This window comes from Nitrosomonas sp. (assembly GCA_031316255.1).
Classification (GTDB): Bacteria; Pseudomonadota; Gammaproteobacteria; order Burkholderiales; family Nitrosomonadaceae; genus Nitrosomonas.
Genome location: JALDQW010000001.1, coordinates 2244629 through 2270743, shown reverse-complemented (window position 1 = coordinate 2270743; position 26115 = coordinate 2244629). Strand labels below are relative to the sequence as shown.

Annotated in this window: 24 protein-coding genes; 15 read left to right on the top strand and 9 right to left on the bottom strand. The window is 47.3% G+C overall.

Annotated elements, in window-relative coordinates:
- Positions 1–131: 131 nt before the first annotated feature.
- The 4 genes from MRK00_10005 (at position 132) to MRK00_09990 (ending at position 3985) form a co-directional block, all read left to right on the top strand.
- Positions 132–998, top strand: a complete 867-nt coding sequence (locus MRK00_10005) for a hypothetical protein (protein ID MDR4517701.1) — start codon at positions 132–134, stop codon at positions 996–998.
- A gap of 94 nt (positions 999–1092) precedes the next feature.
- Entirely contained in the window at positions 1093–2469 is a 1377-nt protein-coding gene (locus tag MRK00_10000) for an SLC13 family permease (protein ID MDR4517700.1), read from the top strand.
- Positions 2470–2543: 74 nt separating this feature from the next.
- Positions 2544–3437, top strand: a complete 894-nt coding sequence (locus MRK00_09995; GenBank protein MDR4517699.1) for an alpha/beta hydrolase — start codon at positions 2544–2546, stop codon at positions 3435–3437.
- A 56-nt stretch (positions 3438–3493) separates the two neighbouring features.
- Positions 3494–3985, top strand: coding sequence for a hypothetical protein (locus MRK00_09990; GenBank protein ID MDR4517698.1), 492 nt, complete (start codon positions 3494–3496; stop codon positions 3983–3985).
- A gap of 16 nt (positions 3986–4001) precedes the next feature.
- Here the strand turns inward: MRK00_09990 and MRK00_09985 are convergent, their stop codons facing one another.
- Both MRK00_09985 and MRK00_09980 read right to left on the bottom strand, forming a co-directional pair.
- Entirely contained in the window at positions 4002–5156 is a 1155-nt protein-coding gene (locus MRK00_09985) for a molecular chaperone DnaJ (GenBank protein ID MDR4517697.1), read from the bottom strand.
- A gap of 4 nt (positions 5157–5160) precedes the next feature.
- Positions 5161–5622 carry a hypothetical protein gene (locus MRK00_09980; GenBank protein ID MDR4517696.1) on the bottom strand — a complete coding sequence of 154 codons (462 nt, stop codon included), beginning with the start codon at positions 5620–5622 and terminating at the stop codon, positions 5161–5163.
- Positions 5623–5710: 88 nt separating this feature from the next.
- Between MRK00_09980 and MRK00_09975 the strand changes: the two genes are divergently transcribed.
- From MRK00_09975 to MRK00_09960, 4 genes are all read left to right on the top strand, one after another.
- Positions 5711–6289: a DUF3617 domain-containing protein gene (locus MRK00_09975; protein ID MDR4517695.1), complete on the top strand. Its 579-nt coding sequence runs from the start codon at positions 5711–5713 to the stop codon at positions 6287–6289.
- 21 nt (positions 6290–6310) lie between these two features.
- The gene (rimO, locus tag MRK00_09970) at positions 6311–7657 is read left to right on the top strand and encodes a 30S ribosomal protein S12 methylthiotransferase RimO (protein MDR4517694.1); all 1347 of its coding nucleotides are present in this window, start codon (positions 6311–6313) and stop codon (positions 7655–7657) included.
- A 352-nt stretch (positions 7658–8009) separates the two neighbouring features.
- Positions 8010–8321: a c-type cytochrome gene (locus tag MRK00_09965; protein ID MDR4517693.1), complete on the top strand. Its 312-nt coding sequence runs from the start codon at positions 8010–8012 to the stop codon at positions 8319–8321.
- Between the two features lie 82 nt (positions 8322–8403).
- Positions 8404–8820, top strand: a complete 417-nt coding sequence (locus MRK00_09960; GenBank protein ID MDR4517692.1) for an OsmC family protein — start codon at positions 8404–8406, stop codon at positions 8818–8820.
- 278 nt (positions 8821–9098) lie between these two features.
- Here the strand turns inward: MRK00_09960 and MRK00_09955 are convergent, their stop codons facing one another.
- Together MRK00_09955 and MRK00_09950 are read right to left on the bottom strand one after the other, a co-directional pair.
- Complete coding sequence (locus MRK00_09955; GenBank protein MDR4517691.1) at positions 9099–9512, bottom strand: hypothetical protein; 414 nt, start codon at positions 9510–9512, stop codon at positions 9099–9101.
- An 18-nt stretch (positions 9513–9530) separates the two neighbouring features.
- Positions 9531–14132 (bottom strand): hypothetical protein, encoded by a 4602-nt coding sequence (locus MRK00_09950; GenBank protein MDR4517690.1) that lies wholly within the window; start codon positions 14130–14132, stop codon positions 9531–9533.
- A gap of 356 nt (positions 14133–14488) precedes the next feature.
- Between MRK00_09950 and MRK00_09945 the strand changes: the two genes are divergently transcribed.
- The 5 genes from MRK00_09945 (at position 14489) to metW (ending at position 18734) form a co-directional block, all read left to right on the top strand.
- Positions 14489–14893, top strand: a complete 405-nt coding sequence (locus MRK00_09945; protein ID MDR4517689.1) for a PTS fructose transporter subunit IIA — start codon at positions 14489–14491, stop codon at positions 14891–14893.
- Entirely contained in the window at positions 14883–15152 is a 270-nt protein-coding gene (locus tag MRK00_09940) for an HPr family phosphocarrier protein (protein MDR4517688.1), read from the top strand. Before MRK00_09945 ends, MRK00_09940 begins: the two co-directional genes overlap by 11 nt.
- Positions 15149–16876: a phosphoenolpyruvate--protein phosphotransferase gene (gene ptsP, locus MRK00_09935; GenBank protein ID MDR4517687.1), complete on the top strand. Its 1728-nt coding sequence runs from the start codon at positions 15149–15151 to the stop codon at positions 16874–16876. The genes MRK00_09940 and ptsP overlap by 4 nt, the downstream gene beginning before the upstream one ends.
- Positions 16877–16985: 109 nt before the next feature.
- Positions 16986–18113: a homoserine O-acetyltransferase gene (locus tag MRK00_09930; protein MDR4517686.1), complete on the top strand. Its 1128-nt coding sequence runs from the start codon at positions 16986–16988 to the stop codon at positions 18111–18113.
- A 6-nt stretch (positions 18114–18119) separates the two neighbouring features.
- Complete coding sequence (gene metW / locus MRK00_09925) at positions 18120–18734, top strand: methionine biosynthesis protein MetW (GenBank protein MDR4517685.1); 615 nt, start codon at positions 18120–18122, stop codon at positions 18732–18734.
- Positions 18735–18741: 7 nt separating this feature from the next.
- On the opposite strand, the gene MRK00_09920 is transcribed toward metW, so the two are convergent.
- The 3 genes from MRK00_09920 to MRK00_09910 all read right to left on the bottom strand — a co-directional run bounded on the left by MRK00_09920 (position 18742) and on the right by MRK00_09910 (position 21772).
- Entirely contained in the window at positions 18742–19476 is a 735-nt protein-coding gene (locus tag MRK00_09920) for a hypothetical protein (protein ID MDR4517684.1), read from the bottom strand.
- A 104-nt stretch (positions 19477–19580) separates the two neighbouring features.
- Positions 19581–21002 carry an MFS transporter gene (locus MRK00_09915; GenBank protein MDR4517683.1) on the bottom strand — a complete coding sequence of 474 codons (1422 nt, stop codon included), beginning with the start codon at positions 21000–21002 and terminating at the stop codon, positions 19581–19583.
- On the bottom strand, positions 21002–21772 hold the full coding sequence (locus tag MRK00_09910) for an exodeoxyribonuclease III (GenBank protein ID MDR4517682.1): 771 nt from the start codon (positions 21770–21772) through the stop codon (positions 21002–21004). Before MRK00_09910 ends, MRK00_09915 begins: the two co-directional genes overlap by 1 nt.
- A 21-nt stretch (positions 21773–21793) precedes the next feature.
- On the opposite strand from MRK00_09910, the gene pyrE reads away from it, so the two are divergent.
- Together pyrE and MRK00_09900 are read left to right on the top strand one after the other, a co-directional pair.
- Positions 21794–22435 (top strand): orotate phosphoribosyltransferase, encoded by a 642-nt coding sequence (gene pyrE, locus MRK00_09905; protein MDR4517681.1) that lies wholly within the window; start codon positions 21794–21796, stop codon positions 22433–22435.
- An 85-nt stretch (positions 22436–22520) separates the two neighbouring features.
- A complete protein-coding gene (locus tag MRK00_09900) occupies positions 22521–23120 on the top strand; it encodes a hypothetical protein (protein ID MDR4517680.1) in 600 nt (199 codons plus the stop codon).
- 48 nt (positions 23121–23168) lie between these two features.
- On the opposite strand, the gene MRK00_09895 is transcribed toward MRK00_09900, so the two are convergent.
- Both MRK00_09895 and MRK00_09890 read right to left on the bottom strand, forming a co-directional pair.
- Positions 23169–24200 carry a M14 family metallopeptidase gene (locus MRK00_09895; protein ID MDR4517679.1) on the bottom strand — a complete coding sequence of 344 codons (1032 nt, stop codon included), beginning with the start codon at positions 24198–24200 and terminating at the stop codon, positions 23169–23171.
- 167 nt (positions 24201–24367) lie between these two features.
- A complete protein-coding gene (locus MRK00_09890; GenBank protein MDR4517678.1) occupies positions 24368–25801 on the bottom strand; it encodes a glutamate--cysteine ligase in 1434 nt (477 codons plus the stop codon).
- Positions 25802–26115 lie beyond the last annotated feature (314 nt).

Below are 26115 nucleotides of genomic sequence, written 5' to 3'. Positions count from 1 at the left end.
GCCATCAATATTCCTGATGCACAACTTTGCTGGTGAAACAATGATTTTTATCACAGCCAAAAAGATTTTGTCGTGCTATTTTGTGCTGTTTATATTGAATATTGCAATAAAAAAAAGGAAAAATAATTAAAATGGAATCTTTCTTTAGTAATGACCTTAGTAATGGGGCTGCTGCGGTAGGCGCAGTATCTCTCTTCGCCATTTATGCTCTCAAGCTGCTCGATAATAAGGCTCGTGATAATGATCAAGCTAGGAGAGTTATTCATACTTATTTTGTTGTCGTTCTTTTGTTTATTTCTATCGTATTGGGATCTAATGTGTTTCAGCCCACAAATTCACCAAGCCTAGGATATAAGGAAATAGCTCTCGAAAGATGTAATCTTTTAGAAGGTGAATATATGCTTATGGGAGAAGGGGAGTATCTATTTATGGATTATAAATCAGAAAGTGATGATATTTTTGATTTTAGAGCCATTGGCAAAAAGGCCTTTTATAAAACTACAAAATGTGAGTTTAATGAAAAAACAGGTTTTGCTACTCTGCATGGAGTTGATGAATCAGGTCACGATATCCTTATGAAAATTGGTAGTGATTTTATTCCAGTTACACATTTTACTGGAGCACTTGAATCTAGAATTCTTATAAACGAGAAAGGAATTCCTTTCGTTAGATATCTTACTATTTCCGGAAAATATAAACTTTTTGAGGACGAAGATAAAAAAGAAGAATTTAAAAAAGATATCAACAATTACGACGATATTCAAGAAAAAATTCGAAAAACGTTAGAGAGATATGAAGCACTTCGTCCAACAAGGAAAACTCACACGGGGAAGAAAGAATGTTATCCAGCAATTGGAAGAAAAGATAAATCATTTTTTATTAACAGTTTCTGCGAAGGCGGCGGTATCTTTCCAACTTATTTTAGAATCATGCGCAAATGCGAATCAAATGAAGCAGATTGTCGGTCTGCTTATGTTGTGGAAATTCAAACTAAGTAACTTATTTCACTTTGCAGATATTGTGTGGATTTGGCTATGGAGATATTGAAGATTCTCGACACCCCAAGAATTCAGTATAAGCTGGAATATTAGCATGCATGCTGAACGACACTATTCTTTATTCTTTGGTCTTGTACTTGCATCATTGACAGCCTTCATCATGCACCTCTCCGGTTGGGACGCCAAAGCCTGCTGGACGGCGGCAGTGGTGATATTGTGCGTGGTGTGGTGGATTTTTGAGCCGATTCCGATTCCGGCAACATCAATTATTCCGCTGGTTGTTTTTCCGCTTGTCGGTGTGCTGCCGAAAGAGGAAGTGGCCAAGGCTTACGGCAATGATCTGATTCTGCTGATGCTGGGCGGGTTCATGATTTCGGCGGCGATGGCGCATTCGGGCACGCATCGCCGTCTGGCGCTGGAACTGGTTCGGCTGATTGGCGGCACCAGCAGCCGGCGCATTGTGTTCGGGTTTATGTGCGCGTGCGCGTTGTTGAGCATGTGGATTTCCAATTCGGCGACGGCGTTGATGATGCTGCCGCTGGCAATAGCCGTCATCGATCAAAGCCCGGACAAAAAACTGGCGGTTCCGCTGTTGCTTGCAATCGCTTACGGTTGCAACATCGGCGGCATCGGCACGCCGATCGGCACGCCGCCCAATCTGGTGTTTATGAAAGAGTACCAGGACTTTACCGGCAACACGGTGAGTTTCGTGCAGTGGATGAACTGGGGACTGCCGGTTGTGGCGATTATGCTGCCGCTGGCATTTTTGTGGCTTACGCGCAATCTGAATTATGTCGGCGAATTGACGATGCCACAGGTTGGCGCATGGCGTCCCGAGGAAAGACGCGTGCTGATTATTTTCGGACTGACTGTACTGGCCTGGGTGACGCGCATCGAGCCGTTTGGCGGTTGGAGCACATGGCTTGACCTGCCAGGCGCGACCGACGCGACTGTGGCGCTTACTGCGGTGGTGTGCCTGTTTCTGGTTTCCAACGGGCGCGGCGGAAAACTGCTCGACTGGGATACCGCGGTCAAGGTGCCCTGGGGCATACTCATTCTGTTTGCGGCGGGCATTACCATTGCGCAGGCATTCATGGAATCGGGACTGTCCCGCTTCGTGGCGGACAAACTGGCCATACTGGCCGGTCTGCATCCATTGATTATTATCGCCACCATCACATTGACTGTGACTTTTCTGACCGAAATGACCAGCAATACGGCAACCGCCATCCTGTTAATGCCGATACTGGCAGCGGCCGGCGTTGCCGTTGATGTCGACCCCGCGCTGTTGATGGTGCCTGCGGCGATGAGTGCAAGCTGTGCCTTCATGCTGCCTGTGGCCACGCCGCCGAATGCAATTGTATTTGGAACCGGCAAGATTTCAGTCACCCATATGGCGCGCGAAGGGCTGGTGCTCAATTTTATTGGTGCTTTGGTCATTACTTTGGTATGTTATGTAAGAATCGCTTAGCAGTCGTTTAAGATTTTGATTGTGCGACGGGAATTGTCAATTAATCAACACGTAGTCCACCATCAGGAAATGACATGGATGAAAAACGATATTTCCAGAGTTATGACGATGTCACGTTAATGTACCGTTGCTGGCAACCGGCCCAGCAGACACACAATATACCCGTTGTATTGCTGCATGGCGCGGCCAGCAACTCGACGCGCTGGTGGCACTTTACCGAACACTCCCGATTGGCGGCTGACAGGCTTTTGCTGCGCCCGGATTTGCGCGGAAACGGCGAATCCATCTGGCGCGCTGCTACCGGCGCTACTGCCGGTATTGAACACTGGACTCAGGATATTGCTGCAATGCTGCGTCATGAAAAACAGGAACGCGCCTTTATTCTGGGGCATTGTCTGGGTGCGAATATCGCCGCGCACTTTGCCGCACGCTATCCGGAAATGTGTGCCGGACTGATTCTTGTCGAACCCATGGCAGCGCGCGCGTTAACCGGCTCACTCGCAAGGCTGAGACCGTTTACGCCCTTGCTCAGGGTCATTGTTAAAATCATCAGCCTGTTCAACCGCTTCGGGCTGTACCGGCGCAAACTGGACACAATCGATCTCAAGCAACTCGACCAACCGGTACACCAGGCCAGCGCGGAAGAACGCGACCAGGCATTATCAACGCATGGTTCAATCTGGCATGACCTCAAAATCATTCCGCTGGCGCAATTTGTCAATAATTTTGTCGCGTTGTCCCGCTTATTGCCGGTTGAAGCCATACGGTGCCCGGGCCTTGTCATCCAGGCCAGTGGAATAAGCATGACCGATCCCGAAAAAACAAAAGCACTGCTGGGCGCTTTGCCGAAGATGGAATTTATTGAACTGGAATCGGAACACTGGATTCCGACAACGCATCCCGATCTGCTCTGTCAATTCGTTGACGAATGGGTTCTCAAGCATCAAGACTTCTCTCATGTGCCCTGAGCTGTTAACTAACAACAGCTTGCCACATAACGTTATCCGAATGAACGGAGTATCTTATGAAAAACCGCTTTATCTTTATTATTGTGAGTATATTTGCGCTGTCGTTGTCTGCTTGTACGGGCATGCAATCAAGAGACAAACCGCTACGCTATGAAGCAGCAGTAGCGGGCGATCCTGCCACGCTGGCGGGCTGTGTTGTAAAGAAATTATATGCCGACAGCAGGCCGTCCATGCAGCTCTATCATTACAAATCACAGCTATACCCGGCCATCGAAACCGCTCAAATTTTCGCGTATGATACGCGCTTCCTGCCTTATATCTATTCAAGCAATTCACCGCAGAACCCGGATGCGATTCGGGACTACATCAGCGCCGGGCCGGAAATTCTGCCCGATACCCAGGTGAGAAATGCAGAATATGCTTATGCATTTGCATTGACAATCAAGAAAACCGATAAAACCGCAAGCGCCGCTACAATTAAAGGCAATCGCTATGAAAGTACGATTGCATGGGGTTACTTAAAATCATGCGCGGCTACAGCAGATTGAGCCTTTCCGGATACCGTCAGCGAAAATCAAAATCATCCATGTCGTCGAACAGGCTCCCGGATAGGACAACATCTTCCGGCAACCCGCAGTCTTTTAGCCAGACTTTCACATTCTTGACAGTGGTCAAAAATTTCAGCTCCTTCTCAAGCTGCGCAATATTTTGCGTCATTTCCTGAATATCCGCATTCAAATGGCGCACGACTTTCTCCGGGTTAATGGTTTCATACTGAAGCAGACTGGCCGACATCCGGAATGGCAGTTCTTCCTGCTCGACTTCTATCCGGAGCTGTTCAAGTTGGCCTTGCAAAATTTTGTTGTACGACTTTAAGCGGTCTTCTGCGATTTCATTGATATGGTTCTGATCGATTTGTTCCAGTTCAAGCTGCAATGCCAGTAATTTCAGCAAATCCTTTTTCTCGTAGGCCGCATTCACTTGCTGCATAATCACAGTCTTCCTGTCGCGCTCTACGGGGTCGGTTTCGCGATCCGGGTGCGCCGCTGTGATTAACTGCCGGTAGATGGTTTTAATCGATTGACTGATATTTTTCTGCTCGGCCTTCTGAGCAGCGGTGCGGCACTCCTCCTGAGCTGCCTGGCGTTTTGATTGTTGCTTCGTTTTATTGCGGTGTAATGATTTCGTTTCTTCGTTATCCTGCAATTTTTTAGCGACACGCTGTGCAACGGCTTGCGGATCGGTGTAATCAAAATCATCGCCCAAATCACCGAATTGTTCCTCGATGATATCTTTCATTAAATCGGACATCATATCGTTCAGTTCTTCACTTTCGTCATCAAATTCGATACAACTGTGTTTTTCATAAATGGCCTTCACATCATCCGCATTTGAATGATTCAGCAGTATTAAGCATAATTCACATATTGCATAGGAAATTTTATTCTGTTGCGGCGGTGTAAAACCGCGCCGGTTATGAAATTCGTCCAGACGCTTCACCAGTGCAGTTTGCAAATCAACAAATGTCTGTACGAGCGGCTGGTATTCTTCAAACAACTTTTTCTGGAAATCGGGCTTCAATGCCTGCCACCCTTGCAGTCGCTCTTTTTCCTTTTCTATTTTCCTGATCAGGCTATTGAATTTTTTCTGCGCGGTTGAAAGCGTTTTCTGTTTCGCAGCTTGCCGAATTTGAACAGCAGTTTGATTCTGTGTTGACATGGTATTAATTCATATTTAAGTAAACTGATGAAGCCAATGGCGCTTTTTCCGAAAGGCATTCGACAAACCGGTACTGGCCGATTTCTTCAATGGACTCATGACTATCGACCAGCAAGAATACGATACAACGGCCATCTTCCTGAAAATGATATTGATAACTGTCCGGTTGTTTCATCCCGGCTGCCGCGATTTCATGAAACAGGCCGTCTTTGACCCACCATTGACCTGCTTCAGAGAAGCGATTAATTGTTCCGTCGCGTTCCATAAAAACAAAATCGATTGAATACGTGCCATCGGCTTTGCGCCGCTGTGTCCAGCTTTTTGTCGCGCCGTCTTTCTCGGTATATTCGCCCGCCCAGGTACCGATCAATTTGTCATCGATAGCGGATCGATGTTCGTTTGGAATCGATTCACACCCCGATAATGCGGCAATCAATAACACCGCCTGAATTGACTTTATTTTCATTCCGCTCGTACCGCCTCTTTAACTGCGTGCAAAATTGCTTTGCTAGCCCTTATAATGGAAGTATTCAATTTCCAGTCCGTGCACGATTATGCTCAGAATCCTCATTTCAGTCATCTGCCTCACGGTAATTATTATTCCGGTATCAGCCGCACAAAACAATATCCGCCCCGGATTATGGACAGTGACAACGACCTCTGATTTACTGGCACTGGTGCCGCATATTCCGTCTCAACAGATGCAGCAAATCACTGATCTGGCCAGACAATACGGTCTGGTGATACCGAAAATCCAAAACAATGCCGCCACCTCGCAAGTCTGCATAACGCCAGCCATGGCAGCACAGGAAATTCCGACATATTTTTACGACGGCCAATCCGGTTGTTCGGTCAAAAATGCCACCCGTACCGGAAACCGTTTCCAGATCGACCTGGTCTGTAAAAACGCCCAGTTTCAGGGTAATGGAACTGCAGAAGGCATTTTTACCAGCCCTGAAGAATTCACCGGGCATACCGAATTTGACAGCATCGTCATGGGCAACCCCGTTTACGCCACAGCCGAAACGCGCGGCCAGTGGACTGGCGAACGCTGCAACGCTGTTCAGCCCGAACAATTCATACAGCCCGGTATCGAACCATCTGCGGTACCGGAGTTTTTTCCAATACAATAATTTATCTTTAGACTGTTTTTCATGTTATCACATAAACCACACTCTTCACCCAGGGTCGGCTTCATCTCTTTGGGCTGCCCCAAAGCGCTGGTGGATTCTGAACATATCCTGACGCAACTGAGAGCGGAAGGCTATGAAATCTCGCCATCCTACGAATCTGCCGACATCGTGGTCGTCAATACCTGCGGCTTTATCGACAGCGCGGTTGCAGAATCACTCGACGCAATTGGCGAAGCGCTTGCTGAAAACGGCAAGGTCATTGTCACGGGATGCCTGGGCGCCAGGGAACGCGGCAATGTCATCCGGGAAGCGCACCCGCAAGTGCTTGCGGTCACCGGACCCAATGCCCTGCCGGAAGTCATGTCCGCGATTCATACCCATTTGCCGCAACCGCATGATCCGTTTACCAGTCTGATTCCGCCACAAGGCATACGGCTGACGCCCAAACATTATGCCTATGTCAAGATTTCCGAGGGCTGCAACCACCGTTGTTCTTTCTGCATTATTCCATCGATGCGCGGCGATCTGGTCAGCCGCCCGATCCATCAGGTCATGCAGGAAGCGGAAAATCTGGCAAACGCGGGCGTCAAGGAAATATTGATCATCTCGCAGGACACCAGCGCGTATGGCGTCGATGTAAAATACCGCACCGGTTTCTGGCAAGGCAGGCCGGTCAAAACACGCCTGACAGAACTGGCCGGCGCGCTCGGAGAACTCGGCGTCTGGATACGGCTGCATTATGTTTACCCCTACCCACATGTCGACGAAGTCATTCCATTGATGGCGGAAGGCAAAATTCTGCCCTATCTCGATGTCCCGCTGCAGCATGCCAACCCGCGCATACTCAAGGCCATGAAACGCCCCGCCAACGCGGAAAACAATCTCGCGCGCATCCAGAAATGGCGCCGGATTTGTCCGGATATTACGCTGCGCAGCACTTTTATAGTCGGGTTTCCCGGCGAAACCGAAGCCGAATTTGAAGAACTGCTTCAGTTTTTGCAGGCTGCGCAACTCGACCGGGTGGGTTGTTTCAAATATTCGCCGGTCGAAGGTGCTGCCGCAAACGCCTTGCCCGATCCTGTTGCGGAAGAAGTCAAGGAAGAACGGCTTTCCCGTTTCATGCAACTTCAGGAATCCATCAGCCGCCAGCGCCTGACTGAAAAAATCGGGCGCACGATGACGGTATTGGTTGATCAAATTGACGATGCGCAGATCATCGCCAGAAGCAGCGCGGACGCCCCGGAAATTGATGGACTCGTGTTTGTCGAAAATGCGCCCCCTGAACTAAAGGCTGGCGACTTTGTTCAGGTCAAAATTACCGGCTCGGACGCACATGATTTATACAGCCGTCACGAACACACACTATAAACCGACAACACCTGGGCTGACGGAACATAACCGGCATCAGAGTTGTTCGGGAATCCGGAAATTGGAACCGATCATTCAACGGTTTTAAACAACCTGTTACCCAATGCAATGCAATGCAATGCAATGCAATGCAATGCAATGCGATTATTATTTGGCCTGTGGAACTTGTGATTTGTCCATCTGTCTTAACAATGCCCTGCCCGCGGAAAAGGCCGCAATGCAGTCGCTGCCTGGATTTTCATGGTTGACAATTGTTGACCTGCATTATGATTTAATGGAGTTGCTGCATATCTGTGAAGTTCAGGGTAAAATAACATTTCCTATATAATTTTTAAATAAGGAAAAAATAAATATGAAAGGAATTTTAGTAAGTATGGTCGCTGCATCTGCACTGTTACTGGCAGCTAATGCACAAGCGGATGCAGATCTGGCAAAGAACAGCGGTTGCCTGAACTGCCATAATGTTGACACCAAACTGGTTGGCCCAAGCCTGAAGGAAATTGCCGCCAAGTATGCAGGTCAAGATGACGCTTCGGCTTACCTGGCTGGTCAAATCAAAAACGGTAGCAATGGCGTATGGGGTCCTGTCCCAATGCCGCCAAACGCTATGGTTAGCGATGACAATGCTAAAGTTCTGGCCGACTTCATTCTGTCACTCAATTAAGCCAAACTTCAGTAAAAAAAGCCGGCGTTTTTCACGTCGGCTTTTTTATTGCTTTTCTAGGTATTTTTACAATCGATAAGTCATGAAAACACAAATTCAATGGAAAGGGAATGTCAGCTTTCTTGCTGAATCAGGCAGCGGTCATCAGGTACTAATGGACGGCGCACCCGAAGCAGGCGGACAGAATCAAGGCCCGCGCCCGATGGAAATGATCCTGATGGGACTCGGTGGCTGCACAACATTTGACGTTATTTTCATCCTGAAAAAAGCACGCCAGGATGTCACCGATTGTGTTGTCGACATTGAAGCACAACGTGCCGAAACCGACCCCAAAGTATTCACGCATATTCATTTACACTTCATCCTGACCGGAAACAATCTCAATCCACAACAGGTCGAACGCGCCATCGATCTTTCCGCCGAAAAATATTGTTCCGCATCGATTATGCTGAAACCATCTGTAAATATTACGCATGATTATGAAATTGTCGAGTCATAGCGTTGCACGACGGCATCAGTTGAGACATGCGTAATGCAGTTGATTGACATGTCGATTCAAGTTAACAAGCTCCCATTTGAACAATCCACCATAATTACTAAAATTGATGCAGAGGCGATTTGAGAAGACGCCGGCTGAACATGGGCCTTGTCCTTCCATCACAATTTTGATCGAGTAACGCACACGTGAACAATTCAAAACTGAGTTTATATGTTGGGGAAAACCGTAGCATTAGCATTAGGAAAGTCCCTCAAGCCATCAACGCAAGGCTGCATAAGTCAACTCAGCGTTCCAGAATGGTCACTGAGAAGAGTTGACCCAGCCGTATCTAGAAGAGATATCCAACCATCAATAGCCCAGTCCAACTCCGATAATTCGGGTGATTTAGTTAGCGTCCCTGTAGGCCTGCCACGATATCCTTCATACTTTACAAGGTAATTATAAATATCTGAGGAGTATCCTCCATCCCAATTACGCAACAATCGGCCGTCTTTGACCTGAATGACTTCAGCATCAACACATTGATCACGAACATCCAAGCTAAATTCAAAGGCCACATTTTCACCACAGTAAACAAGAGTCGCCATCGTAGTGCTCGTTTTCTCAAAATCTTCAGTGCGTCTAAATCCCTTTTCCACCAACCACATTAGTTTTTTTGGTGCTAATTCTTTGAATTCTTCGATTGAAATCATATCTCTTATCCTATCTGCTTAATCTAATCCAGGCACACCACCCTGATATTTCCCCGTTCTTTCGTATAGACGTTCATAATTGCCATAATTTGATAGGTCACGTCTCTCGGACCCATAAACCAAACTCGAATCACCTCCTTGATTCGAACCTCCTCCCTGAGTTGAGTCAACACGATTTCTCAGCCTTCGATTGAAATCAGGGCCAATATCTTTAATGTTTCCACCTTGGGCCTTAACCGTCGAAATAAAATCATCGTTTAATTGTTGTGTCCACTTTCTACCTGCAAGCCAATCATCAATCGTTCTTCCATCGACATTGTCAGCATACCGATTTACTCGTCGCATGTTCTCCCCGATGATTACAGGTTTCTTTGCGGCCTCACAAAACTTTTTCGAACTCCCTATCTTACCTAAAGGACCTGGAAGTGTTACAACAGATTCGATGGCATTTGGATAAACTGGATGGGGTGTTGAAGGTCTCATCATCTCCCACAGTAACACCGCACCGCTAATTCCCCATAAAAATACTGGCACTGCCTCACCCGTCGGATCGGTAAAACTCAGTGTATTTTGTAGCGCATACCCATAAGTATTCAATCCACCCGCCAATCCTATCGGATCACTCGACAAATATCTTCCGGTTTGCGGATCGTAATCTCTGAAATAATTATAATGCAGTTTGGTTTCGGCATCGAAATACTGCCCGGCAAACCGCAGGTTGTATTTAAATTTGACGTCATCGCCATCGGGGTCTTCGTCGGGCAGATTGTCGCCGAAAGCGTTCTGGTTGCGCCAGTGCCATACCGGGGTGCCGGAGCTGTCCACGATGACTCTTGGCGTGTTCAGATGATCGGCATGGATCATGTAGACCTGAATTGGGTCGATCGGTGAGGCCTGTCTGATCACGGCAACGGGTATGTCGTTGAACCAGACGGTCTCTTGCTGCAGTTTCCAGTTTTCTTTGGCGATGTTATTTGTTTTGAATTGACTGATCAGTCGCCCAGCGGGATCATAAAAAAACGTGAAGCGCCTTTTTTCCTGACCGTTGCGGCTTACGCGTTCGCCGAATCCGTTATATTTGTATTTCCGGATTTTGTCACCGTTGACGATTTTTTTCAGGCGGCCTGCTGTGTTCCAGGTGAACTGTATTTGACCGTCATGGATGATATTGCCCGCCGCATCATAGGTGTAGATTTTGGCCACCGGGCCGGCAACGCTTAACAGCCGGTTACTATTCGTATCAATCGTGTACGGATAAACCGCGCTACCCGATTGTTCACTGATGCGGTTGCTGTTGGCATCGTAATCCCATACGCGGTAACTGGTGTTGTCCGACTGACTGATGAGTCGATCAAGCGCATCATAGGCATAGTTGCTGTTGTTGACCGGATTCGTGTGCGTGGTGCCGATAATGCGGTTTGCCGCATCGTAGCTCAATGTTTGCGTATCCGAACCGAGCGGATACTGAGTAAGCCTGCTGTCAAGATCGTATCCGCGGCTATGCGGCAGGCCGTTTACCCAGTTCCAGCTTTCCGGTTCGCCGAACGGTCGGTATACGATGTCTTTCATCAAGGTATCGCCGTTGATTTTCAGCTCAACTGGTCTTCCGTCGATCCCATAAGCATAGTCGATTTGCGCGCCAGACGGATAGGTGATGCGCGTTATCTGGCCGCTGGCGCTGTATTGGTAGTTTAAAGTTTTTGTCAAGCGCCTCGAACCAAACGCCACGGTTTGGGTTTTACTGGTTATCCGGCCGTATTGATCATACTGATAGCTGGTGCTGCCAGATTCATCGCTCATCTCCGTCAGGCGTCCGATCCCGTTGGCGCCGATATCGTACTTCCAGGTAATTGAGCCGGTTTGGGGTATACCTGCAACAATACTGTATGACTGAGAAATTGGGCGATTCAGCGCATCGTATGTTGTGGCCTGTACCACACCTCTGGCATCGGTTTTTGTCAGTTGATTACCCGCCAGATCATAGGTATACCTGGTCGCGCCACGGTCTTGCGAAACTTCTTGTGTAACATCGCCAAAGGCATTGACGGTGTAGCTGGTGGCCACCCCTTTGGGATCGGTTACCTGGGTGATCTGATCGAGCGAGTCATGCACCTGTAGCGTCTGGCCACCCATCGGGTCATTGGCCTGGATCAAGCGGTCGAGCGAATCGATTTGACGCGTTGATGTGTGTAACAATGGGTCGACAGTCTGCTTCAGATTACCGTTGGCGTCATACGCGAGTTCGGTGACCTGATTCTGTGCGCCGACTATCTTCCACAATCGGCTCAATGCATCGAATTCCTGCTGGCGCGTTTGCGCGAGTGTATTGGTGGCATCGAAGATTTCTTCCTGAGTGCGATTGCCTGCGGCATCAAGGGTATAGCGGATTGCATTACCCAGGCTGTCTGTTATTTTCGTCAACCGGTGTGCTTCATCATACGTGTAATACAGATTGCTGCCATCGGGGCGGGTCAATTGGGTCAACTGGCCGACACCGTCATACTGATAAGAAGTAGTTTCCGTACCTATTACACTTGAGATCAACCGCTGACGAGCGTCATACGTCAGTGTTGTCGTCAGGTTATTGGCGTCAACACTCTGCTCGACCTGACCATGCGCGTTATAACGCGTGAAATCGGTTGCATGACCCAATGCATTGGTAATACGCATGATCTGACCGCGGCAGCCGAAATGACCCCCGACACACGCCGCATCGTGTGAATAGTAATCGATGGTGGTGATATCACTCACATCGGTACGCGGACCGTCTTCGGTGCGCTGCACAATAACACCTGGAACCGTTGGATGATAGGTATAGCTGGTCGACCAGGTGCGCGTTTCATTGGTAGCTATGTCGCGAATGATCAACTGAGTGACATTGCCGTAAGTATCGTAAGCAATTGTCGTCTCGCGGTCACCCTTGATGACTTGTACCGGTAAGCGGAAACTTGCATGCCAGTTCGTCACGGTCTTGCGCTCACTGCTACCGGATAGCGGTGTATAGTTCACCACATCAGCCGGGCAACTGCTGCCTGAAGACAGACCTTCAACCCGTGCAACTTCAAGATTCCGGTTTAGGTCGTATGCATAACAAGTCTTGTTGCCTTTGAAATCGGCGCGACTGGCGACATTGCCGTTGACATCGTAAGTGGTTGCAGAAGACGCCGCACTGCACCCCGAACCCGCAGGCTGGGATTGATTGACGCTTTTAGCGACACCCAATATCGTCTGGAACTGATGCATGTACTGGCTGCCCAGCGGGTCGGTCACCACCGTGTTGCTGCCATCTGCACTATAATCCAGTTGATACCGGTCAACACCACCGGCATGCTCAGTTACAATCGCCCGGCCTTTCGTGTCGTATGTGTACGTCGCATACCGCACACCGTTTTCATCGGTAATGCCAGTCAGGGCATGCGGCAGATTGATACCACTGGTATAAGCAGGTTCGTTGTAGTGGTAGGCGCGGATTTTACCATCGGGATACGTAATGCCGATCAGATTGCCACTTGGCTCATAGCTAAATTCATATAGATTGCCCGATGGATCGATCAAGCCAGCGAAATTACCTTGGCTATCGTGCGTGAACTGCAGTTGTTGCCCGAAAGTATCGGTTACATTGACAAGATTTCCGTTTGTATCATAAGACAGCGTTTGTGTATGACCACTTCGGTCTTCGATCGAAACAAGTTTTCCTGTCGCATTATAATGCTCGACGCTGTCTTTGAATTTGTCGGCATAAATCCAGCCGATGCGTTGACCGTTTTCATCGACCAGTTCGGTTAATGTATCGTTGATATCATCACCGCTCTGCCATTCATCGGCAGTCTGGCCTTTGTAAAACAGCAAAGCACCTTTACCGCGATAAACCCGTGCGCTGGTTGGATTGTCCTGGCTATCAAGCACAATAAACTTATAGTAGGTATGCCGCCAAGTCACACCGGATCTTTTTAGATCGTTATGCTGATAGAACAGTTGAAAATTAATTGGAAATGTACCGCTACCGGCGCTATAAATTGAGACGGGTTGTTCTTTGCGCCCAAGTGCAATATATACCGGATGCGGTGTTCTCTCTCCGCATTCATCGGGTTTGGCCAAGTCTTTTTCACCATCCGGATAGGAAGGAACAGGACATGCAATGTAGCCATACCGGTCTACGCCATTAATATCTTTAATATGATAACCAGTTAAGTTTCCAGGGCAGATTCCTAGACGTGACGTTGCCTGCCAGCCACAATAATCCGGTTCATACGGTCGGCAAAATTTATACCCCCAAATCCATTCGTCATAGCCTGGGTAAAAAGGAAGCTCTTCGATATCATGACATAGCCAAACCCCTCCATTTTCAAGACAGACTGGTTGCCTTAATGATTCTAGCGCTTGCCGATAAGATGAATAGTAGACCTGTCCATATGAAACGGCTGATGCAACCTGCTCTTCTGTGAGTCCTCGAGTTTCAATACTATTTCTTGTCCATATAAATCTTGTAGGTGGTTGAATTTGCACGCCTTCAGGTATCGAGGTTTCTGCAATAGCCTTGGGAACATCTGTAATCAACAACAATAGCAACAATAAAAATATTGAATTTACATACCGACGACGCACAAATTTTCCTATCATTGTATTTGCCTCTAATCGTTTATGAGTTACAGGATTTCTATTTCTACTTCAGACATGTACCGAGTTTAGCTTTATTGAACTAACATCCTATATTTCTGATATATTCAGAAACCTGATAACTTGACGCCAACATTCTGTACCATTCAGTCTATACGGATAAAAGTATTGATTCCCTTAATGTAAGAATAAGCTCCCCTCGTTTAGGCTGTTTTTCCGGAATCTTCTTCTATCAACAGGGAACCACCTTGCATCCATCCAGCAGCTTTACATGCCATCAATACCGAGTTGTGGAGTACACACTGCGAGCAATGATAAAATCCGGTTATCTCTTTACAGTCAAAAGCAGGAAAAAAATTATGATCGGAATACTTGTTGTGACGCATGAAAACCTTGGAGAGCATTTGATCCGTTGCGCCACCCATGTTATGGGTGAGCGGCCCGAACAATTAATGGATCTCGGCGTATTTGCCGAAGACGATCCTGATGCCGCTTTGATCAGCATGCGTGCACTGGTGTATCAACTCGATACTGGCGACGGCGTTCTGATTCTTTGTGATATTCTTGGCGCAACACCGTGCAACATCGCCAGCAGGCTGGTACAACCTGAACACGTCGCCTGTGTAACCGGTGTCAATCTACCCATGCTGGTAAAGACATTGACTTATCGTAACGAAGCCTTGTCCGTAACGATGGAAAAAGCACTGAGTGGCGGAAAGGATGGTGTTACGGCGATTCCTGTGGGAACCCGTCATGCAGCTTAAGGAAATCGCGATCATCAACAAACTGGGACTGCATGCACGTGCATCGGCAAAACTGACAAAACTGGCCAGCCAGTATAAATGTGAAGTCTGGATAACCGGCAATAACCGGCGCGTAAATGCAAAAAGCATTATGGGCGTGATGACACTGGCTGCAAGTAAGGGCACAACCATACAAATCGAAACTTCAGGCGAACAGGAAACAGAAGCCATGGACGCACTTGTCGCGTTGATTGAAGACTATTTCGGAGAAGGTGAATGAGTTTTATACTGCATGGTATCGGCGTTTCCGGCGGCATTGCTATCGGACATGCCCATTTGACAGCACCAACTAGGCTGGAAGTCATGCATTACCTGATTCCAAAGAATCAGATAAGCAAAGAAATCACGCGACTGGATCGAGCTTTTGCAACAGTCCGCGCCGAATTTGAGAATTTACAGGCATCCGTGACAGATGGACCCGCGCTGGCCGAATTCAGTGCTTTTCTGGAATTGCATCACATGATCCTGGATGACCCGACGCTTACTGATGCAACGCGCGACATCATTAATCAAACACACTGTAACGCGGAATGGGCGCTTGCACAGCAGAAAGGCGCATTACTGGCGCAATTTGAAGCCATTGACGACGCCTACTTACGCGAACGAAAAACAGACGTCGAGCAAGTCGTCGAACGGGTACTCAAAGCTTTGCTCGGACACCCTGGATACCAGCCGCCACCTTCAAAACATGTGGATGATCATATTTTGGTGGCACATGATTTGAGTCCGGCGGACATCATGCAGTACAAACCGCATCAATTTGCCGCCTTTCTGACGGATATGGGCAGCCTGACATCGCACACAGCAATTGTTGCACGCAGCCTGAATATTCCATCTGTTGTTGCTTTGCATCATGCGCATCAGCTTATTCTGGAGGATGACTGCCTGATTGTAGACGGCAATCAGGGCGTCATTATTGTCAATCCGGACAAATATGTTCTGGACGAATACCGTTTGCGGCAAAGCCAACTCGAGCTGGAAAAACAAAAGCTCAAGCGGCTTCTAAGTATTAATGCGGTCACGCTGGACGGCACCGCAATCGATCTGTACGCTAATATCGAATTACCGAGCGATCTGGAACAGGTCAAGGAAAATGGTGCGGCCGGAATCGGCCTGTTTCGCAGCGAATTCCTGTTTCTGAATCGTGACGATTTGCCGGATGAAGAAGAGCAATTTGAAGCTTACCGCGCTGTCGCAACCAGAATGCGCGGACAACCCGTTATCATTCGCACGTTTGATCTTGGCGCAGACAAAAACCTAAAACATGCCGCTCAGTTTGCCGCCAACCCAGCACTGGGATTACGCGCCATACGCTTGAGCCTGGCCGAACCGCAAATGTTTCATACCCAGCTACGCGCCATCCTGCGCGCATCAAAATATGGGCAAGTCAAAATTTTAATCCCCATGATATCCAATATCGCAGAAGTCAACCAGACGCTGCATCTTATTGAACAAGCCAAGCAAAGCCTGCGTAATGAACAGACCGGATTTGATGAACATATCCAGATTGGCGGCATGATCGAAATACCAGCGGCCGCACTCAGTGTGGAAATCTTTCTGCAGCAACTGGATTTTTTATCGATAGGTACAAATGACCTGATCCAGTATACCCTTGCAGTGGACCGTGTTGATGATACCGTTGCGCATCTTTATGACCCTTTCCATCCGGCCATATTATGGCTAATATCGCGCGTGATTCAATTAGCAAACCGGGCAAACAAACCCGTGTCAATCTGTGGCGAAATGGCTGGCGATATCCAGTTTACCCGTTTATTACTGGGAATGGGCCTACAGCAATTTTCAATGTATCCGGCGCAATTGTTAACGGTCAAGAATCAAATACTCAAAAGCAATTTACCGGATATCATGCCATTAGCACACAAAATTATCCGGAGCGACAATCAGGAGAAAATACACAACCTGCTCACCAAACTAAACAGTTAAAATACTGTCAGACATGCGCGAATCAATCTGATTGATCAGTTTTGGCGATATAATGAGTCCCTTTTGACCATATTATTACGTGATTTTTCTGGAGTATTTTTAATCATAAATGCAAGATTCAAATTCAGTCGGTATCGTTTCACCACAATATGTACATATTGACAAACCGCTCAACCTGAGAAGTGGTTCGGTATTGAGCAGTTACAACCTGGTTTACGAAACCTATGGCAAACTCAATGACGATCACTCAAATGCCCTTCTGGTATGTCATGCGCTCTCGGGCAATCATCATGTAGCCGGTACATATGCAGACAAACCCAAAAGCAACGGATGGTGGGACAATATGGTCGGACCGGGAAAACCAATCGACACCAACAAATTCTTTGTCATTGGCGTCAATAACCTGGGCGGTTGTCATGGCTCCACCGGGCCTGCGAGTATCGATGCCAGAACAGGCAAACATTATGGCGCAGATTTTCCCATGGTCACCGTTGAAGACTGGGTTGAAACACAAGCGCAACTTGCCGAACACTTGAACATCGAACAATTTGCAGCCGTTGTCGGTGGCAGTCTGGGCGGCATGCAGGCACTGCAATGGACGCTCGATTATCCCGACAAAGTCCGTCACGCAATTGTTATCGCCGCAGCGGCAAAACTGACTGCTCAGAATATCGCTTTTAACGATGTCGCAAGGCAGGCTATTCTCACCGATCAGGACTTTTACGGCGGCGACTACTATTCCTATAATACCCTGCCACGGCGCGGATTACGGTTGGCACGCATGCTGGGACATATCACCTATCTTTCAGATCACTCCATGGCGTCAAAATTCGGGCGCGAATTAAGAGACGGAAAATTTTCTTTCGGTTATGACGTTGAATTCGAAATCGAATCCTACCTGCGCTATCAGGGCGACAAATTTACCGATCTGTTCGATGCCAACAGCTACCTGTTGATGACCAAAGCACTGGATTATTTCGATCCAGCCAACGCGTATGATGGCGATCTCAATGCCGCATTCAAAGCGATTCAATCCGGTTTTCTGGTGCTGTCCTTTACTACAGACTGGCGCTTCTCGCCGGAACGTTCACGGGATATTGTCAAAGCGTTGCTGAATAACAATGTAAACGTCAGTTATGCGGAAATCACCTCGTCGCACGGCCATGATTCATTTTTAATGAACGACGCCTATTATCACCAACTGATGCAAGCATATATGAATAATATAGAGGTTTAACGGACTGTGACAATCGATACATTTCTCCCCAAAACGGCATCGAATCGCCCTGATTTTGCAGCGATCGCCAACTGGGTAAAACCGGACACGAAAATACTCGATCTGGGTTGCGGTGACGGCGCATTACTTAAATATTTACAGCAGGAGCGCAATATATTCGGTTACGGTGTTGAAATTGACGACAATAACGTCCTGAATTGTTTAAAAAACGGCATCAACGTCATTCAGAACGATCTGGAATCGGGATTATCAAGCTTCGCTTCCGGTTCCTTTGATTATGTCATCCTGTCTCAAACCTTGCAGGCAATGAAACATACCGAAGCAATCATTCAGGAAATGCTGCGTGTAGGCAGGGAAGGTATCGTATCGTTTCCCAATTTCGGCTACTGGAAAAACCGCATTCAGGTTATCAACGGTCATATGCCGGTTTCAGATGCATTGCCGTACCACTGGTACGACACCCCCAACATCCATCTGTGCACCCTTGGTGATTTTGAGGAACTCTGCCGTCAATGCAATGCAAAAATCCTGGAACGCCGCGTAATGAACAAAGACCGCCAGATTGAATTTCTGCCCAACTTGATGGGCAAGTTAGCGTTTTATCGTTTTGAGCGAAAATAGTTTTTGCCTAATGCCGGTAAATAACCCGTGTCGCGGCATGCGGAAAATGTTCATCTCCCATTCGTTTCATGCCAAAACCAAATTGTATTTTGGCCTGCTTGGTCAGCTTGACATGCATCTGCGGCATAACCAGCGTGGTATCCGGACGATTGGGGCGCGACTCCCAGTTGATCTCCACACCAGCAATTAAATCTTTGGTAAACGAATAAAACAGGTTACTGTTGATGAGTTTCTCGGCATGACCGTGCGCACTGAAATCAGTCAGACGCAAACCCAGCATATTTAATGTGCTCCATTTGTCATTAAATTCATAACCAAACACGTAGAACAGGTTATTTTCGATTTCTTTGGTATGTTTAATATATTCACCATAATACTGCCAGCCGTGAATAAATTTTTTGGTATTCAGGAAACTAAAAGTACCCTGCAGCGCAAATTTATAAGCTTCGACGGCGGTATTTTCCATCGGCAATTCAAGCTCAATGCTATATCCATTTGCAAACGCAAATTCAAATTCCGGGTTCATCTTGACGGCATTGCCTTCAAAATCATATTGAACCAGTGTATTAAACTCATAATCGTACCGGGCCGACCCCAACGGCAAAGCCAGATCGAAAATCATGGGTTCAGGCAAATCGATAGGCGCATTGCGAAATGGATTGATACCAGATGCAAGACACATCGATGGTATAAAAAGCATTGTCAACAGCAGACAGGAAGCAAACAGAGTTTTTTTAAACATAATTGTTCCATATTTTGGCCAGCACATCATACGATGGGACCATTAGGAACAGCGCCCTGAGCAGGCGAGCAAAAACCAGCTTTTTAAGCTTAAGAATTTAAATTTCAGGTATGTGTCTTGGGATCAGGGGGATTAGCAGATACTGGTTGTTTGTTAGCAGGTTCTTCAAATCTCGCCTTGCCCGCCAGCCTGACAAGTACCAACACCGGCACGCCAAGTAATGCCGTGGCGATAAAAAAGCTCTCATAGCCATACGCATCGACAAACTGGCCGCTGAAACCTGCAACAAACTTCGGCAAAAGCAGCATGACCGAACTGAACAATGCATATTGCGTCGCCGAATAGGCGGTATTGGTCAGACCGGAAAGGTAAGCGATAAATGCGCTGGATGCGATACCGGCTGACAGGTTATCGGCAGAAATGGTAAACACCAGACCACTGACATCATGGCCGCGTCCAGCCAGCCACACAAACAACAGATTGGTTGCCGCCGACAGCACGGCGCCAATAAACAGGGTGCGCATGATCCCGATTCGTACAATCAGTAATCCGCCAATTGCAGCGCCCAGGATAGTCATCAGCACGCCGTATACTTTCGAAACAGCGGCCACCTCGTCCTTGGTGTAACCCATATCGACATAAAACGGATTACTCATCACGCCCATCACCACATCGGAAATACGGTAGAGCGCAATCAGTGCGAGGATGACCAATGCTTCCTTACCGTGACGCACAATGAAATCCCTGAAAGGCGCAATCAGTGCACCGTACAGCCATACCAACATGTTTTCCAGGCGGACGCTCAAATGCCATTTGGCAATTATTTGTAGCGCATATTTTTCATTCTCTGACAGCAGCGTACTCAAAGGCACGTTCGGTTCTCGAATAATCAATGTTGTGATAATGCCGACACTCATGCAGCCCGCCATCACCAGATAGGCGAACCGCCAGGGCATATAATCATAAGTTGCTGCAGAGGAGTCTACCGCAGCGGCAATCCACAGGACTCCTGCCGAAGCCAGGATCATGGCTACCCGGTACCCCGCCTGGTATGTCGCTGCCATCGCACCTTGCAATTCCAGCGCAACCGCTTCGATACGATAAGCATCGAGTGCGATATCCTGTGTTGCCGAAGCAAACGCAACGGCAAGTGCAAAAAACACCATATGCGACAGACTGACAACGGGATCGGTCATGGCCATGCCAACCAGAGCCACCGCTATGATAATCTGTGAAAGCAACAGCCAGGCGCGCCGCCGTCCTAGCAGTTGCGTCAATACGGGTAACGGCATGCGATCAACCAACGGCGACCATAACCATTTGAAACTATACGCCAGTCCGATCCAGCTCAAATGCCCAATGGTCGTGCGGTCAATACCCGCTTCGCGCAACCAGAATGACAACGTGCCCAGTATGAGCAACAATGGCAGTCCGGCCGAGAAACCCAGCGATAGCATCCCCAATACACGCGGGTGCGTGTATATACTCAGTGTATTGAACCAACTTGAAGCCGATTTAAATTTCATCAATGTTCATCGTAATGAATAATCAATGGCGCATGATCTGAAAAACGTGACTCCTTGTAAATCAAGGCGCCAGTAGCTTTATCAGCAATTTCGGGTGTAGCGATTTGATAGTCGATACGCCAGCCAACATTCTTGGCCCAAGCCTGGCCACGATTTGACCACCAGGTATACTGATCCGGCTCGGAATTGAGCTGTCGAAAGACATCGATATAGCCGATTTCATCAAAAACACGCGTCAACCACTCGCGTTCTTCGGGCAGAAAACCGGAATGCTTCTGATTGGCGCGCCAGTTCTTCAAATCAATTTCCTTATGGGCAATATTCCAGTCACCGCACACAATTATATCGCGGCCACTGGCAATCAATTCCTGCAGAAACGGGTAAAACCGGTCCAGAAAAAAGAATTTGGATGCCTGTCTGTGATCGCCACTCGAACCAGATGGCAGATAAAGCGATATCACACTCAAATTGCCAAAATCAGCCTGAAGAAAACGGCCTTCCTGGTCAATTTCATCAATACCAATACCTTCAATGAGATTATCCGGCTCATTACGGCAATAGATTCCCACACCACTATAACCTTTTTTCTCGGCACAATGAAAGTAACCGTAATATCCTTCCGGTGCGCGCATTTCATCGCTCAAATCGGGCAATTGCGCTTTGAGTTCCTGTATGCAAACGATGTCCGCAGCTTGCTGCGACAGCCATTGAAAAAATCCTTTTCTGGCGGCAGCACGCACGCCATTGACATTCAGCGTTATAATTTGCATCTTTTATAATTAAATTCAGTTATGTCAGATTTTAGGCAAGCATTTATCGAGTTTGCAATTGACCGCAAGGTGCTATGTTTTGGTGAATTTAAAACCAAAGCCGGACGTATGTCGCCTTACTTTTTTAATGCCGGATTGTTCAATGATGGTGATTCATTGCGCCGACTGGGGCAATTTTACGCGAAAGCTATACTCGCTGCTGAAATTCCGTTTGACATGCTGTTTGGGCCGGCTTACAAGGGCATTCCACTCGTCAGTTCGATTGCCATTGCGCTTGCAGAATTGGGTCATAACTATCCCTTCTGCTTTAACCGCAAGGAAATCAAGGATCACGGTGAAGGCGGCATAGCAGTCGGCGCACCGCTGGCAGGCCGTGTTTTAATCGTCGACGATGTCATCTCGGCCGGCACATCAGTGCGCGAATCAGTTGAACTCATCACAACCGCCAATGCAACACCCAGTGGTGTAGTGATAGCACTGGATCGAATGGAAAGAGGCACTGGAACACTTTCCGCCGTACAGGAAGTAAATAATATCCATGGCATTCCTGTTATCAGTATCATCAATTTAAATGACTTAATTGATTATCTCCAAACCCGCTCAGAACTGTCGCACCATCTTCAAGCCGTTGCGAAATATCGGCAGCAATATGGCGTGATTTGATTCATGCTATACCGTCTATTAAATTCATTCTCCAGCTTGCCGTTCATGCATTACAGTATTTCAACGAAAACGACAGGAGATTGTTATGCGCTGGTTTGTACTGCTTGCAACCCATTTTATTTTCACACAACCCGTCCTGGCATCACTGAACAAGTGCGTGGATAATGAAGGCAGGTCGCATTATTACACCAATATCATGCCGTCCGAATGCATAGATCAGGCAACTATTGAAATGAATAAACGCGGTGTTGTTATCCGCACAAATGTTGTTCAACAGAAAGCGAAAGAAGATATTGATCCCGCACAGAAAAAAGCCGATGAACGGGTGCAGAAAGAAGAAAAAAGACGTGACCAGGTATTGCTCAGCACATATACCAGCGAAAAAGAAATTGACTGGGTAATGGAACGAAACATACATCCTATCGAACTCACTATTGCAGGCATAGAAAAACGTCTGGAAATTGCAAGAAGCCGGTTGCAAACCCTGCAGCAACAAGCCGTCGAAGCGGAAAAAACAGGCAATCCTACTTTAGCTACGATACAGCAGGACATGGTTCCGGTTAAACGCGATGCTGAGCAATTGGAAAATGAATTACAAAGAAATCATGATCGTATCAATACATTGAAAGAAAAATTCACGTCCGACAAAAAACGGTTCCGAACACTAAAAATGCAACAACTCTAAACTCAAAAAACGGACTGTATTTGCTGGTCCAGATCACGCTTCAGCATGCTATTCACAGGAGCTTGCAACCGAATCCGGCAACGCCAGACGTTCCATCAGATAACACAGACAATCTTGATGGATAACCTGTATATTACGCGTTAACATGGACGGCATGACCGGACGGCTGATTCTAAGTGCATTGCCATCCAGATGAAAATAATGATCGGATACTTCCTGATCCTGTTCATCGGCCGTTCTCAAGACAAGCTCCTGCTGATTCTTTTGCCAGCCTATCAAAGTATTAAACGGCAACTCACGAAAATTCAAATGATCGATATTTTCGATCAAACGCAAATCCAGATCCTCCCCCTGGAATCCGACTTCAACACCCGGTGCTATGCGAACAACAGCAACGGTATGAAATAATTCAATATCATTTTTTGCAACGGCATGTGTCGGAATTTCTGCCAGATTCAGACAAGCCGTCAGATATTCAATAGCATGTGCTACACCCCGAGGATTGTCGGGTTGACCGCATTCCAACGTAACTGACGGCGCCAGATTTGAAAATGCCAGCGACTGCACGCCTTTGGGGCGTTTAAAGAAAATAACTGTGCGGTCAAATAACGTTGCCAACTGTAAATAAGGCGCTTCCAGCCTGTTTACACAGGCATAATGCGGGTTAAAGCCAGTATTGTTGTGCACATCAATACTGGCGAACAATTTGTTAGCCGCCATTTCATCATAGATCTGCTTGGCCATCATATACTCAGGCGCATCCTCAACAACACACCCAGGCCAGATGCGATTGAAATCAGGCTGCCCTTCCAGATGCCTCTGACGAAACCGCGCCGCCTCGACATTTCCCACAAAAAGTGATATTGACCGTGGAAATTCCCTGCTCTGACAATGGTAGAGAACATGGCGTATCGCATCCCAACCGGCAGGCTCATTACCATGCAACAAGACCGAAATAAATAGTGGAGGGTTGCGGCGGCCAGGCAACTGAAATAATGTTGGCCCACTCAGTTTCTTATATAACTCATGAGATTGCAGATCGAGCAAGCCTTCGGGAATACCCTGTCGAATTGTCAACATCGATTTTTCTTGTTCATTCAATAGATTATACTTTCTCACAACTATTTAATTCTAATGGATTCCATCAATACGATTCAGCCGCCCGACATCACTATAAAATTAGCGCCAGCTTTTCCAGAACGAAAAGATATTGAAAAACGGGTTAAACATTTTCCGGCTCAGTGCAGCTAAACCGGCCACTCATGTACCGGCTTGCCGCTTTGCTGCAACTTTGCATACGCGGCAGTCAATGCCTGCATGTCATAGTTGTGGCTTGCGGCATAACGCTGCTGCCAATTGGTTCCGGTCTGCCCGCTTTTAATGCGCTGCTCGATGATATCCAGGTAAAATTGAATATCCCGGCTGCTGACTTCCAGTTGCTCGAGACCTGAACGCGCCAATGGAATCAAATGCTGCAGAATATGTTGTTTCGCATTGATCGTTTTATCATCCAGCCAATATAATTCTGCCGCCAGTCCCAGGCGAGCAGCCTGATAAAAATTATGCCGTGCATGATTAAATGTCAAATCAAATTCAGGCGGCCGTTCCATTTCAATCAAACTCTTGACAGCACCAGCAAACAAGGCCGCATTGGCCACAATATCAACAACACTGGGGCCAGCAGAGATTACCCGATTCTCAACGCGCAAATGCGGTTCACCCTGTTCATCAAAACCCACCAATGGGCGATTCCAACGCCAGATCGTACCGTTATGTAAGCGCAAATGCGCCAACTTGTCAGGCGAATCTTCGAATAAAACCGGAAGAATCACCGGAAAATGATCCAGGTTTTCCTGAAAGCACTCCATTAGTGAATCCTTCGCATATCCAGTACCAAAGAATACACGCTTCAAATCACCCTCAACATCGATTCTTTTTCCACCAACGGATACCGCCTGTTCAAACAGCGGTATTCGGGTTTCTTCCCACAAATGCTTGCCGAACAAAAACGGTGCATTACCAGTTGCAGCAACCATTGCACCAGACAAAATCATCGCTGCATTGTAGTAACGCGTCGACAAACTCATCGGGACCTGCAAATGCAACTGAAATGAAGTTGCAGCCGCTTCAAGCATGACATCATCATGTTGTGTTCGCAGATGCTCGCCGCCTTTGATATTAATTTGCAAAGGTCGGCCTTGCCTTAGCCGCAACACCTGTTCATTCAATGCCCTATACCGCGGTGAATTTGACATATTCTTAAGCGAAAGGTCCGCTTTTTGAACTGTCGGCAAAATACCGATAGCCACCATATCCGAGTCTAGCAACTGTGCTTGCTGACGGCACAGGTTGTATATCTGGTTCAGATTCTGCTGCATGTCACTAAAAACATGTCCGCTCAGAAGTTGTGGCAAACTGTTTAATTCGATGTTAAAACTGGCCAGCTCAGGAACAACCAAAGGGTGATTGAGCATTTTCAGAAACTGTTCATTTACGGGTGATGGCCGATAATCTGCGTCAACCAACCAAGCCTCAAGTTCGTAACCGAACATCCGCTGCTCACAGGTAAACCGCTTCTCTGTAAACCATTGATTAATTATCTCGGTTTCCTGCTGCAACCGCTCATTAAACAGCTTCAGGTCTTCAAGATTAAAATGATTGGACGGTATTTCGTGACCCATAACTCTAGTTCCAAAAAATAGCCTTCACCAAATTGTGACAGATGCCGTTCGTACCCAGGCTATCCGGTTCAACAAAGAATTAGCACGCCGATATTGACCGGCTACTCAAATTTACTCTGATAAACGAATGCCATCATACAACTTATCGCATGAGTTTGTCGAAGATCAAAAAACGTAGACCCTGTTCTCCTTTTATATTAGGCAATTTTCAACTCGGTTGATCGCTATTCAATACTTTAAATGCCCCGTGTATATTGGCTTTATACTGTTAGCTTTACTCACCAGATAGGTGAAATCGCTACGTGCCCGATTAT